Origin of the sequence: Escherichia sp. 93.0816 (assembly GCF_013368855.2) — a bacterium.
Classification (GTDB): domain Bacteria; phylum Pseudomonadota; class Gammaproteobacteria; order Enterobacterales; family Enterobacteriaceae; genus Escherichia; species Escherichia ruysiae.
On the sequence record NZ_JABWNC020000010.1, the window covers coordinates 82817 to 96112 of the forward strand.

Below are 13296 nucleotides of genomic sequence, written 5' to 3' on the forward strand. Positions count from 1 at the left end.
TCCTGGACAGGAGCCGTTTTCCTGTTTTTAACAACGACGCGAAAATAGCGTGCGTTGTCTGATGATTTATAAAAATGAGGCTTTAAACATGGTACCTGTGGTCGCGCTTGTCGGGCGCCCTAACGTAGGAAAATCCACGTTATTTAACCGTCTAACTCGCACCCGAGATGCGCTGGTTGCGGATTTCCCGGGTCTGACTCGTGACCGTAAGTACGGTCGTGCGGAAATTGAAGGCCGCGAGTTTATCTGTATTGATACCGGCGGGATTGATGGTACAGAAGACGGTGTAGAAACTCGCATGGCGGAACAGTCGCTGCTGGCGATTGAAGAGGCGGATGTGGTGCTGTTTATGGTGGATGCGCGCGCGGGTCTGATGCCTGCGGATGAAGCCATTGCTAAACATCTGCGTTCCCGCGAAAAGCCAACCTTCCTGGTGGCGAACAAAACCGATGGACTGGATCCGGATCAAGCAATCGTTGATTTTTATTCACTTGGTTTAGGTGAAATTTACCCAATTGCCGCTTCGCATGGTCGTGGCGTATTAAGTCTGCTGGAGCACGTGCTGCTGCCGTGGATGGAAGATATCGCGCCGCAAGAAGAAGTCGACGAAGACGCTGAATACTGGGCGCAATTTGAAGCGCAAGAGAACGGCGAGGAAGAAGAAGAGGAAGACGACTTCGATCCGCAAAGTCTGCCGATCAAACTGGCGATTGTTGGTCGTCCAAACGTCGGTAAGTCTACACTCACTAACCGTATCCTGGGTGAAGAGCGCGTCGTGGTTTACGACATGCCAGGCACGACGCGTGACAGTATCTACATTCCGATGGAACGTGATGGACGTGAGTATGTACTCATTGATACTGCGGGCGTGCGTAAACGCGGAAAAATTACCGATGCGGTAGAGAAGTTCTCGGTAATCAAAACATTGCAGGCGATTGAAGATGCCAATGTTGTGATGTTGGTGATTGACGCACGCGAAGGTATTTCCGATCAGGATCTCTCCCTGCTGGGCTTTATTCTCAATAGTGGGCGCTCACTTGTGATTGTGGTGAACAAGTGGGACGGCCTGAGCCAGGAAGTGAAAGAGCAGGTGAAAGAGACGCTGGACTTCCGTCTGGGCTTTATCGACTTCGCTCGTGTGCATTTTATCTCTGCATTGCACGGTAGCGGTGTTGGTAACCTGTTTGAATCAGTACGTGAAGCATATGACAGCTCTACCCGTCGCGTGGGGACATCTATGCTAACGCGTATCATGACCATGGCTGTTGAAGATCACCAGCCGCCGCTGGTTCGCGGGCGTCGTGTGAAGCTGAAATATGCCCACGCTGGTGGTTACAACCCGCCGATTGTGGTGATTCACGGCAACCAGGTGAAAGACCTGCCTGACTCGTACAAACGTTACCTGATGAATTACTTCCGCAAATCTCTGGACGTGATGGGTACGCCGATTCGTATTCAGTTCAAGGAAGGGGAAAACCCGTATGCGAACAAGCGTAACACTCTGACGCCGACCCAGATGCGTAAACGTAAGCGTCTGATGAAGCACATTAAGAAAAGTAAGTAATTACTTATTGGGTTTCTCTTGCCATCCAGGAAGGGAAACCCAACCAATCGCGAGGAAGAAATATGGAACTCAACTGCCCAGTCTGCCAAAGCCCTCTCGAACGCAATGGCGAGACGGCCCACTGCACAACTTGCGATAAAGATTTCACTGTTCAGGCGCTTTGCCCTGACTGTCATCAGCCGTTACAGGTATTAAAAGCCTGTGGCGCGGTGGATTATTTCTGCCAGAATGGACACGGTTTAATTTCTAAAAAACGCGTTGAATTTACCACTGCTTAATATCACGGGGATATATGTTTTTCTTTTATATATTCCCGGTGTAAATATTATGATTCAATTTCTATTAGTTTAACACGTAATTAGAGTGAACAAACTCCCATTAATATAATTTTAAGAATATATTTAGCATTTCTGGTGTGCAATCTCTGAACTATCTGGAATACAATGCCGAAGCTAATTTCAGATTATAAAATCGTTACAGGGAAAAGGCATGTTGCGATGGATACGCTACTTTATGCTAATTTTTATCTCTGGTGCTGCTTATGCGGCACCAGAGATAAATGTTGAGCAAAGCGAATCACCATTGCCTGATCTGGCAAGCGATGCTGCTCAACAAGAAGAACAAAATAACAAAGGTAAATCCTTTAAAGAGCGTGGTGCCAACTACGTTACCGAATCTGCCCAGCAAGGCTTTGAGAACCTGACCCCAGAAGCTCTGGAATCCCAGGCCAGAAGCTACCTGCAAGGGCAAATTACCTCATCTGCGCAGTCTTATATTGAAGGCGCGCTTTCTCCATACGGTAAAGTCCGCTCAAATCTTTCTATCGGTCAGGATGGCGACCTGGACGGTAGTTCAATCGACTATTTTGTTCCTTTATATGACAATCAAAAAAGTGTTTATTTCAGCCAGTTATCAGCCCAACGTAAAGAAGATCGCACGATAGGTAATATAGGTTTGGGGGTGAGACATAATTTTGATAAATGGCTTTTAGGTGGAAATATATTTTACGATTATGATTTTACCCGAGGACATCGCCGTTTAGGGTTAGGGACTGAAGCCTGGACGGATTATTTAAAACTTTCTGGTAACTATTACCATCCACTTTCTGACTGGAAAGACTCAAAAGATTTCGACTTCTATTTAGAACGACCTGCGCGTGGTTGGGATGTTCGTGCGGAAGCCTGGCTACCTTCTTATCCACAGTTGGGGGGCAAAGTTGTTTTCGAGCAATATTATGGTGACGAAGTTGCGCTGTTCGGCACTGATAATTTAGAGAAAGATCCGTATGCGGTGACGCTTGGAGTTAACTATCAACCAGTTCCGTTATTGTCAGTCGGGACGGAATATAAAGCAGGCACTGGAGATAACAGTGATCTTAGTATTAACGCTACTGTTAACTATCAGTTCGGTGTACCACTTAAAGATCAACTGAATAGCGATAATGTCAAAGCAGCCCACTCGCTGATGGGTAGCCGACATGACTTTGTTGAGCGTAATAATTTTATTGTTCTGGAATATAAAGAAAAAGACCCTCTCGACGTTACGCTCTGGCTAAAGGCTGATTCCACTAACGAACATCCGGAATGTGTTATCAAGGACACCCCAGAAGCTGCGGTGGGGCTGGAAAAATGTAAGTGGACCATTAATGCGCTGATCAACCATCACTATAAAATTGTCGCCGCCTCCTGGCAGGCGAAAAACAATGCCGCCCGCACGCTAGTGATGCCTGTGGTGAAAGCCAACACCATCACCGAGGGTAACAATAATCACTGGAATCTGGTGCTGCCTGCCTGGCAATACAGCTCTGATCAAGCCGAACAAGAAAAGCTCAACACCTGGCGAGTGCGTCTGGCGCTGGAAGATGAAAAGGGTCATCGGCAAAACTCCGGTGTGGTGGAAATTACCGTACAGCAGGACCGTAAAATTGAGCTGATCGTTAATAATATTTCTGACGTACCCGAAGAGAACAACCACAGCCATGAAGCCAGCGCCCAGGCTGATGGTGTCGATGGTGTGGTGATGGATCTCGATATAACCGACAGCTTTGGTGATGACACGGATCGTAACGGTGATCCGCTTCCAGACAATGGTCTGAGTCCACAACTTTATGATGCACAAGACAAAAAAGTCACGCTCGCCAATAAGCCCTGCTCAACCGATAACCCCTGTGTCTTTATCGCGAAGCAAGATAAAGAGAAAGGAACCGTCACACTCTCCAGTACGTTACCCGGCACTTTCCGTTGGAAAGCAAAAGCTGCTCCGTATGACGACAGCAACTATGTGGATGTGACATTCCTTGGTGCGGGGGGGAATGATGTTAATGCGTTTATCTACCGTGTATCTGCGACTAACCCCGTCAATCTTATCGACAATGAGAAAGAGCATTTACCTGTGGATAACGCCTACCGTTTTGTCTTATGGCGTGACGCCAATAAAGATGGTGTTTTCCAGCAGTCGGAAAAACTGACGGAAGAAGAGATGGCGCAATACGACTACCAGTGGGAATTTACCGGGCACAGCGTTAATGGCTACACCGGTGCGCAATCGAATACCAGTAATGAAGATATTGTCATCCCTGCCACCAACGAGGAGGCCGTGCAGAAGTTCGGTGCTCAAAAAGAAGATGGCGTGCAGGGATATGGATTACGTGTGGTTTACAGCAAGCACTAGATCGGCGTAATGGCCGATCGGCCAGCCGCTGGAAATTAATCAAGGAGAGAGTTGAATGAAACATTATCTAAAGCGACCGATGACCAAAGTCGCGCTGGCACTGGCTCTGGCAGGGTACTGCGCAGTACCTGCCGCCATGGCAGAAGGGCAGGGCAATCTAAGAGCTGGCCAGTGGCAATCAGAGACGCAATCAACCGGAACGATTCAGGGTACAGTGCCGTGGATAACCCGTAGCGCGACAGAAATCACCGACGCCGATAAATCTCATGTGTCCATAACCGTTGATCGCGGTGGTCGTACTGCATCTACGGATGGCGAAAAGCAATTTCATGTTGGCGATAAGTTAACGGCAAACTGGGCCATTGGCGATACCCAGGGCGATCTTGATGACAACAACACCGCGACAAAAGCGACGTTGCAATGGATGAGCTTTAGTGACCAGGCGGGAGGCGATCCGAAGGAGATCGGTACTGCTGGCAGTGACACTTACACCATTGCCGCAGCAGATGCTGACCGCTATATCGGTTTGAAAATTACCCCAACCACGACAACCGGCGACCCTAACGTCGCAGAACAACTGGTGCTGTTGGATCTCTCTACTAACGCAGGCGGTGGTTCTGACAGCGATGATATTCCTGAAGGGCCAGTATTTGATGACGCAGTTAAAGTTGTCATTCACGAGAAGGATGTCAATACCAACCTGCTGGGCAAAGATACCAAACTTAAAACTAATACCACCTATCAGGTCATGCTGTGGAAAGATAAAAACAGCAACGGTTCCTACGATACGGGTGAAGAGGTTACCAGCCAGTACAACTACCGCTGGCGCTTTACCGGCACCAGTCTGCAGTTGCGGACGGCGGGGGGGATTGTCAACCCGAGCTACAACAACAGCGACCTGGTTATCCCGGTTACCAATGCCGAAGCGAAGACTGCGTTCGACTACAGCGAAGGCGGCCTCACAATTGGCGCAGATGGTGTTCAGGGCTACGGTTTGTCCATCGACTACCAGAGAAAATAATCGTCACCGGCACCATTCCCCAGGGGAATGGTGCTTTTCCGCGCACTTTGCTTAACCTGCGTTAAGCAAAGTGGGTTGAGGTGAAAAAGTAACTTTAAACGGGCAGGTTTCAATTATGGGCGGGGCTTTGAAACTGATAAAAGCGATAACGGCGGTTTTACTGCTCTCCCTTTCTTTTCAGGTAGCGGCAGTGTTAAAAGGTGGCCAGTGGCAACAAACGGGTATCTCGACCGACGCAATCAATGGCACAGTGCCTGGGGCAGAGAGCGCCAGTATACCCGTTTATCAGGGCAGCACCCTGCTTGAACCGACAGAACCTCACGATGTTCAGGCTTTTGCAAAACCCAGTGAATTTAGCGTAGATGATACGGCTACGCAGATGATCTTACAGAACCCTCTGGATACTGAAGGGGACGTTTTCGCCACGCCACCACTGCTGCGTTGGGAAAATCAAAATCCACCTTCTGTTTCTCTGGTGTGGGCTGAGGCCGCCACGCCGGATACGCCGTTAGATCCACAGCCGCGCCCAGACAGGTCATTTTGTGCCCAGGATCTGGCTGGACATTCTCTGGTTGCCTGGCCGCGAATTGACCAACAACAAACGATACCTTTACTTTATCTCTTTACCTTAACGGGCGTACCTAATCAGGGGTCAGTGCCGTTGGTTGATAATAAAGTGATGCTGAACATCGCGGCTGCACAGGGTGATCTGGTTACCATTACCGCTAACGGATATGACGATACGCTGAAAGCGGCAAAAACGACCGTGGATGGTTCAATTACGCTAACGGTGACGACGAAAGACTGTCAGGGCAATCTGGCAGGAAATATTCCTTTTATTATCAAACGTCGGGATGCAGAAAACCGCCAGGGCGTGGTGAATAACATCGGTCCGGTAAAACTGGGGAGTACGGAACTTACCACCACGGCAACGGAATATCACGGCACGACGGATCAAAATGGTACGGCGACGGTAACGGTGGCGCAACCGAACGGGCAAGGCGTAAAAACGCCACTGGTCGTAAGCCTGCCTGGCATTAGCCAAACCAGCGAAACGGCGGTCATTTTTAGCGTTCTCACCAGCCCGGACGTACCACAGGCAAAAATGTGGGGCCATATGGCGGATACGCTCAAGGCTCGGGATTATACCTTCAGCCGTCCGAAACTGGCGGCTGAAGTCGATAATGAAGCAGGCAGTGTCGACGATCATAATGAAACCTGGTCAACCTTCACTTGGAGTGGCGCAGATAATCACTGCGATATTTTGCCTGGTATGCGCCAGTTTGGCGCGATGGCGACGGTGGTTCCTACATCAATTCAGGAAGTCGCTGGCTGGCCGATGCAGGGAGATTATTACTGGTCATCCCTCGCGGGCATGACCGGGCAGCATCATGCGGCAGATGTGTCTAACCGTAGCGAAGCGCAAAAACCGGACGATACAAAACTTATTGTTAGCTGTGTGGATAAAGAGGCACCGGACGTTGAACCAAAACTGGTTCTCACACCTGCAAGCTATGACTCCACGGTACAGGCGATGAAGGTTAAGGTGGGTGAAGATGCCTCTATGCGACTGACAATCACCGATAGCAAAAATAATGGTCAGCCGCTGGCTTACTACTATTTCTCGCTGCATCTGGATGATGGCATCAACCGAAAGAATCAATCCGACGACGCATGGGAAGCGCATCCGGTGCAAATAACGGGAGGAGCCAATTTTCACCAGGTTGATGCACATACTTATGAAGGAATAACAGATGTTAACGGTCAGGCCTCATTGAGGTTGAGTCAGCCCGATGGCGCTGGCGTTAAAACCCATATTACGGCGAGAATGCGTAGTGACTTCACTGCGTCTGATGCGAAAGATGTCATTTTCACAGTAGTAACCAGTCCGGACAGCGATAAGGCCAGAATGTGGGGGCATATGCTCGGGATTATCGAATCTGGTAGCGTCTTTAAACGCCCGCTGCTGGCGGATGAAACTGCTCATGAACTGGGTTCTATGCGGGAAAATAACGAAGACTGGGCACTGTTTGACCAAAATGGCTCTATGCAGGCGGAATGTAAAACGGGACATATTCCGCGCCAGAGTTCGCTGGAAAGTCTGTACAACGCTTATCCTGCTAATGTTATAGGCACAAAATACGGTTGGCCAACGGCAAAACAAGATTACTTAAGCGCGGTGGAGCAGGCGACGCACTCATCGGTCAGCTTCAAAACGGGGTTGGTGGATAGTTATTCTGGCTTTAAACAAAACTACCTTTCCTGTTCAGGTAATGAAATGGTCGCGCAGGTGGCGGTCACGACCGATCATGATGTGGCTATTGGAAGCCGGGCGCAGGCTAAAGTCGGTGAAAAAATTGTCATGACAGTGCGAACCTATAACGCATTAAATGACGCGGCGGTGCCGTTTACAAATTTCACCATCACTAAAGGCATGGGGTATAACCGCCCAGGGCAGGTTACCGGGTTTGATGATCCAACCAGCGGCGCGATAGAGATGAACGGTACTTTCTACGGTACTTCTCAGCCCACAACTGTCTATTCCGGTACAACCGATGCTCGAGGTATAGCAACGGTGGACATTGAGCAGCCGCAAGGCGTTGGGCTAGGGACTCCTCTGGATATCACGCCGACCAACTCTTATGTTCCCAATACCGTTAACTACAACGTGATTTTTACTACCCCCACCAGCCCGGATGTAGCCAGCGCGCAAATGTGGGGTCACATGGACGAATCCATTACTGTGGATTCTATAACTTTTAAGCGACCGAAATTATTCTCTGAAGTGAGCGCAGGAAACCGTTCACTAGTGGAAAATAACGAAACCTGGGTACGTGTGGCGCAGTCTGATATCGAAAATATCGCGGCTGGCGGTTGCGAGAAAAATAAAGTGCCACGCCAGTCACAGCTTACCGCTCTGTACAACGCCAACAGTAACAATACGATTCAAACCGTTCATGGCTGGCCCACCTTGCGTGAACAATACTGGAGCGGCACGCCGATGGATAAAGTTCCGCACCTTGCCTCCGTCTGGTTGAATAACGGGAACGTACAGAATGCTGCCGATGACTCGATTTATATGAGTTGTCTGAAAGATGCTAACCCTCCCGCAAGCATCATTACACTGGAAGTGGTGGATCAGGCGCAGTGGAATAGTTCGCTTAATGCGGCAAAGCTGAAAAAGGGCGAGACGTTACAGGTGAAGGTGACGGTCAAAGACGTTGCCGGTAACCCGATGGCAGATATGCCATTTACCCTGAAACGTGGCGATGGATATACCCGTTCTGGTGAACGTCATACGGCAGGTAGCGGTGATGGGATTGTTTCATCGGTGGTGGTTGATGCGGGTCTGCCTGATGAGATGGTGCTCAACGATACAGCGACAGCATATGTGGCACTAACCGGTAGCGACGGAAGTAAAATTCTCAATATTACGCGCCCGGATACCCACGGCACGAAAACGGCGCTCACCGCCGCGCTCTATTCCGATCCGACAAAAAAGGCTGCAATGGATACCATTTTCACCGTGGTTACCAGTCCGGATACCGATAAAGCGAATATGTGGGGCCACATGCCGGAAACGTTGAGTGCAGGTGGACTGACATTTAAACGGCCGATTCTGTTTACGGAACTAACCGGTAGCCCTGCCGCCAAACGTAAGTCTGGTGTAGAGGATAACGAAAGCTGGGCGCTGTTTACCGAAAATCAGGCGACGAAGGCCAGTAATGGCGGCTGTGGCGCGGATTATGTTCCGACTCAGGACGCGTTACTCACACTTGCCAGTGAATGGCGGGGACATGCGGTAGATGGCTGGCCTGTCTTGCTAAAAAAAGGTTACGACTCCAGCACACCGGAAAAAGACAGTATCGAGGATCGTAAATATAAAAGCGTACAATTGAGCGACGGAACCAGCTACAGTCTGGCATCCACGGAGTTGGGGTATCTGACCTGCCAGACAACGGCAAATCCGAAGGTGGGCACGATTGAATTAAGTTCGGCGCAGACGGCTAAATATGACGGTAATGATGCGGTTAAAGTCAGAACAGACTACAGCAATACCGGGGATCAAATCACCATGACGGTGACCACTCGCGACGCCCAGGGAAATCCTAAAGGCTATGTGCCGTTTACGTTGAACCATGGTTTTACCGTGCCCCGTATCTCTAATGCTACGAATAATCGGCTTATCACCACTCAGGGTCGGTTGATTTATGTACAGGACAGTTACAATAACTCCAACGGCTATTTTGACGACAACAATAAGTATTACAGCATGACCGGCGCTGACGGTACGGTAACGTTTATTCTGCGTCAGATCTACAAGGGGGACGGGACGCGCATCCCGCTAACGGCGCAAATTGATGATGGCAGCGGAAGAACATCGAATACCCTGAGCGCGATTTTTACCGTGATTACCAGCCCGGATACGCCAAAAGCTAACTTCTGGGGTCATATGCCGGAGACCTTAACGGCTAAAAACGGCAAAGTCTTCCATCGCCCACAGTTAAAAGATGAAGTCGGTTCTTCCAATGGGCTTATTGTTAACAATGAATATTGGCAGCGACTGACTATCAATAATGCGCTGAGTGGTATGCAGGGAGGTTGTAAAGATAAACTGCCGTCTATTGGCGATCTGCAATCGTTATATGAGGCATACCCTTCAGGAACGATTGAAACGGCACAGGGCTGGCCGCTTGACAAGTCAACAGCGCCAAAGCCGTACTTCTGGTCACGAAGCGTAGTCACCAGTCCAGGCACAGCGAGGATCAGTTATCAGTACATTAATCTCAAGTCGGGAACGACTGGGCAGGCAGCTTCAGATGCTACAGATCTCAACTTCCAGACCTGCCTGGAGAGTGCGGAGTCGGTAGGCAAAATTACCCTGACCACTGCGGCGGAAAACTGGGATAGTTCGTTGCCGGCCGGAAAAGCGCATAAAGGCTCACCGCTGCCGCTGACGATTACGGTGACCCGACCAGATGGCTCTCCTGCGGCATTTGAGTCGGTGGGGATTTTGCGTGCCGCCAGTTACAATCGTTCGGGCACTTCGCTCAGCGAAACGGTAACGACGGATGATTTGGTGGCTGATACGTTCAACCCAGCACAAACCATACAAAGCGCCAGCATGAATGGTCGAAGTAATACCAGTTATCTGGTTATTCAGACCGATGCTCAGGGTAAAGCGACGTTGAATCTTCACCAGGATAGCTCGACCGGTCTTAGAACACCGATAACCGCATCAGCACTTGGCAGTAGCCCTATGCTAACCGACTCGCTGGACGCAATTTTCACGGTTCTCACCAGCCCGGACGTTAGCGTAGCCAACATGTGGGGGCATATGGCGGAAACGGTGACGGCGGCAGATGGCACCGTTTTTGTGCGGCCTAAAATAAAGGCTGAGTTAACGAACACCTCAGGCGTTCACGTTAAGGATTTAAATAGTGAAAGTTGGCTTGTGCCTACAGTTCAGGAAAGGGAACGTAGCGGCACGGCGGCGTGTGAGGCCGCGCGCTGGCCGACCAACGAGCAACTTATATCGCTGTATAACCGTCATCCCAATGGAACATTGATGGCTGATACCGGCTGGCCGGTGGAGTCATCGGGGTATGCCTGGTGGGCAGTGGACTCAACGTGTGATACCAGTGGAGTCAACAGATGCGCGACTGTCGATTTGTATAATGGCCAGGCTGAGGCGGCGAACAGAAGCCGCGCATTGCAGGCCTGCTTGCTGAACCCTAACGTTTCGGTGTCTGTGGTAACACTTACCTCACCAGCGTTTGATTCTTCTACTCAGGCTGCGAAAGTGAAGAAAGGGGAATCTATGTCTGTGACTGTCACCGTGAGAGACAGCTCCGGGAACCCAGTGTCAAACGTGGCCTTTAGCCTGAAACGCGGTGATGCAGCGCCGCGCAACCCAGGTGCGACTTTATATGGCGATGTGGCGGCAATGGATGATCTGACCGTTCAGCCGCCAACTGGCGCGACGGTCATAATGACTGATAGTGGTAATTCACTCCAGGGAACCACCGGTTCCGACGGTACAGCGACATTTATGATTAAACAGGATAATACGCCTGGATATAAAACGCCGCTGACGGTGACGCTGACCGATAACACCAGCATCACCGCGACGATGGACACTATTTTCACTGTTATCACCAGCCCGAACGTCTCCTCGGCTCATTTCTGGGGACATATGGCGGATACGGTCATGGTGAATGGTAAATCACTGCATCGGCCCTTGTTGACGACGGAATTACCCACCGGGAAAAGCCCTGTTTCTTCGCCGATAATGAACTACGAAAATTGGGCTACTGCGCATGTGGCTGATGCACGACAATGGGATATTGAAGAGCAGTGCGGCAATTTAGCTAACGCGCCGACATATAACGATTTAGCAGTGCTTCATTCTGGTTTTAGTTCGCTGGGATGGCCTTCTTCGCCGAGTTTTCCATATTTATCAGCCGGGGAGTGTGGAATGGATGAAGGGACAGGGGGGCAGGATTGTAGTATTTCCGTGATGAATAAAGCAGGCCTTGCCACTTGCTTCCAGTAAGTTTTCGTCGCGGTAATAATACCGGGTGTGTGCTGGCTGCATCACATCCGGTCGGGGATTTAGGCTTTCTTACGCGGTTTGCGTGTCTTCGTCACGTCGCTCACTTCACTGACTACCACGCCATCACCTAACCGTGTGGTCAACGTATCGCCCGTTTTCACCTGCTTAACTTGCTTCAGCACTGTCCCATCGGCGGCGCTGGTGACGCTATAGCCACGCGCCAGCGTGGACAGCGGACTCACGGCTTCCAGATGTGTCACTGCATTACCAAAGCGTTCACGCGTGGCACTAAGCTGTGCTCGCAGAGTTTCCGCTAGGCGATATTCCAGTTGTTGAATGCGAGTTTGCGCGCGATGAATGCGTGGTTGAGGATTTTGCTGATTCAGACGTTGTTCAAGCCGTTGCTGTTGCTGACCTGCCCGCTTCAACTGGTTTTCCAGCGCAAAGCTCATCCGCTTTTGCAGTCGCTCCAGCATGGTTTGCTGCCGCGCCAGACGTAACTGCGGATGTTGCTGCTGTAAACGGTGATGAATCTGCGTAAAGCGCCGGGTACGGTTGGCGAGATAATAATCCATCGCCATCTCCAGCCGCTGGCGGGCAGATTGCACCTGGCGCAGTAACTCCTGTTGATTGCGGCTCACCACTTCGGCGGCGGCAGAGGGCGTTGGTGCGCGCAGATCGGCAACAAAGTCAGCAATCGTCACATCGGTTTCATGACCGACGGCGCTGACAATCGGAATTCGGCTGGCAAAAATCGCCCTCGCCACGCGCTCATCGTTAAAACTCCACAAATCTTCCAGCGAACCGCCGCCGCGACCGACGATCAAGACGTCGCACTCGTTACGCAGGTTCGCCAGTTCAATCGCGCGAACGATTTGCCCCGGCGCATCATCGCCCTGTACGGCGGTAGGGTAAATAATCACCGGCAGTGAAGGATCTCGACGTTTTAACACATGCAAAATATCGTGCAGCGCCGCGCCGGTTTTGGATGTAATCACACCGACACAGTGCGCGGGGGAGGGGAGCGGTTTTTTTAGTTGCTGATCGAACAAACCTTCAGCCTGCAACTTCGCTTTTAGCTGTTCGTATTTCTGTTGCAACAAGCCTTCACCGGCTGGCTGCATACTCTCGACGATAATCTGATAATCACCGCGCGGCTCATACAGCGTAATGTTGGCGCGAACCAGAACCTGTTGCCCGTGCTGTGGGCGAAAGGTAACCCGGCGGTTGCTGTTGCGGAACATCGCGCAGCGAACCTGGGCGGTATCGTCTTTGAGCGTAAAGTACCAGTGACCGGAGGCCGGTTGTGTGAAGTTCGAGATTTCACCGCTGATCCACACTTGTCCCATCTCCTGCTCAAGCAGCAGACGAACCGTTTGATTCAGGCGGCTAACGGTAAAAATTGCAGGGGATTGAGACGGTAACATGTGAGCGAGATCAAATTCTAAATCAGCAGGTTATTCAATCGATAGTAACCCGCCTTCT

6 protein-coding genes are annotated in these 13296 nt (G+C 50.6%); 5 read left to right on the forward strand and 1 reads right to left on the reverse strand.

Annotated elements, in window-relative coordinates:
• The first annotated feature begins 88 nt into the window (after positions 1–88).
• From der to HEM79_RS12705, 5 genes are all read left to right on the forward strand, one after another.
• Positions 89–1564, forward strand: coding sequence for a ribosome biogenesis GTPase Der (gene der / locus HEM79_RS12685; RefSeq protein ID WP_064526988.1), 1476 nt, complete (start codon positions 89–91; stop codon positions 1562–1564).
• 62 nt (positions 1565–1626) lie between these two features.
• Positions 1627–1842, forward strand: coding sequence for a zinc ribbon domain-containing protein (locus HEM79_RS12690; RefSeq protein WP_000422360.1), 216 nt, complete (start codon positions 1627–1629; stop codon positions 1840–1842).
• 211 nt (positions 1843–2053) lie between these two features.
• Entirely contained in the window at positions 2054–4234 is a 2181-nt protein-coding gene (gene sinH, locus HEM79_RS12695; protein WP_176241419.1) for an intimin-like inverse autotransporter SinH, read from the forward strand.
• Positions 4235–4289: 55 nt separating this feature from the next.
• Complete coding sequence (locus HEM79_RS12700) at positions 4290–5255, forward strand: SinI family autotransporter-associated protein (protein WP_000683615.1); 966 nt, start codon at positions 4290–4292, stop codon at positions 5253–5255.
• 115 nt (positions 5256–5370) lie between these two features.
• Positions 5371–11811 (forward strand): adhesion domain-containing protein, encoded by a 6441-nt coding sequence (locus HEM79_RS12705; RefSeq protein ID WP_176241418.1) that lies wholly within the window; start codon positions 5371–5373, stop codon positions 11809–11811.
• 59 nt (positions 11812–11870) lie between these two features.
• On the opposite strand, the gene xseA is transcribed toward HEM79_RS12705, so the two are convergent.
• On the reverse strand, positions 11871–13238 hold the full coding sequence (gene xseA / locus HEM79_RS12710) for an exodeoxyribonuclease VII large subunit (RefSeq protein ID WP_176241417.1): 1368 nt from the start codon (positions 13236–13238) through the stop codon (positions 11871–11873).
• Positions 13239–13296: the final 58 nt, after the last annotated feature.

Bases quoted from the DNA above. Each gene is read 5' to 3' on its own strand.
- der (WP_064526988.1), top strand. From the start codon at position 89: ATGGTACCTGTGGTCGCGCTTGTCGGGCGCCCTAACGTAGGAAAATCC.
- HEM79_RS12690 (WP_000422360.1), top strand. From the start codon at position 1,627: ATGGAACTCAACTGCCCAGTCTGCCAAAGCCCTCTCGAACGCAATGGC.
- sinH (WP_176241419.1), top strand. From the start codon at position 2,054: ATGTTGCGATGGATACGCTACTTTATGCTAATTTTTATCTCTGGTGCT.
- HEM79_RS12700 (WP_000683615.1), top strand. From the start codon at position 4,290: ATGAAACATTATCTAAAGCGACCGATGACCAAAGTCGCGCTGGCACTG.
- HEM79_RS12705 (WP_176241418.1), top strand. From the start codon at position 5,371: ATGGGCGGGGCTTTGAAACTGATAAAAGCGATAACGGCGGTTTTACTG.
- xseA (WP_176241417.1), bottom strand. From the start codon at position 13,238: ATGTTACCGTCTCAATCCCCTGCAATTTTTACCGTTAGCCGCCTGAAT.